The 565-nt window shown below is 77.5% G+C and carries 2 protein-coding genes; both read left to right on the top strand.

What is annotated here, in order from left to right:
- Positions 1 to 263: diguanylate cyclase domain-containing protein (locus ABD353_RS40015; RefSeq protein ID WP_344628611.1), on the top strand; the 263-nt coding region annotated here is incomplete at its 5' end.
- A 97-nt stretch (positions 264 to 360) separates the two neighbouring features.
- Complete coding sequence (locus ABD353_RS40010; RefSeq protein WP_425555365.1) at positions 361 to 546, top strand: hypothetical protein; 186 nt, start codon at positions 361 to 363, stop codon at positions 544 to 546.
- Positions 547 to 565: the final 19 nt, after the last annotated feature.

Raw genomic sequence — 565 nt, 5'->3', positions numbered from 1 at the left:
CCGCCTGGTGCGGACCCAGCGGCCTGGCCGCCCGCCTCGGCGGGGACGAGTTCGCCGCCGTCGCCCTCGACTCCGCCGACCGCCTCCCGCAGCTGCACGCCGCACTCCGCCGGCCGGTCGACCTCGACGGCCTGGTCCTCGACGTCAGCGCGTCCGTCGGGGCCTCCCGCCCCGCCGCCCTGCTCCTGACCGAGGCACTGTCCGCGGCCGACCGCGACATGTACACCCACAAGCCCGGCGGCCGGACCTCTCGCCGCCGCTAGCAGGACCGGTCCCCGGGTCGGCAAAAGCCGCCAAGCATCCCACCGCCCCGGGGACCGCAACCCCTCCACGGACCAACAGCCCACGAAGGAGACACCCATGATGCACCAGCACACCCGCACCCCGGGCCCGATCTGCCCCGCCTGCGACGGCTTCGCCCGCGCCGCCATCGCCACCGGCACCCGCCGCGCCGACGGCACCCGCCACACGATCCCGGTCGCCTGTCCCGCCTGCCGCGGCCTCGGCACCCTCCACCGCACCCCGGCCGCCGTCGTCCGCGCCTGATCCCGAACCGCCCCGCCCC

Source organism: Kitasatospora arboriphila (assembly GCF_039528095.1).
GTDB lineage: Bacteria > Actinomycetota > Actinomycetes > Streptomycetales > Streptomycetaceae > Kitasatospora > Kitasatospora arboriphila.
This window is presented reverse-complemented; position numbering and strand designations above follow the sequence as displayed.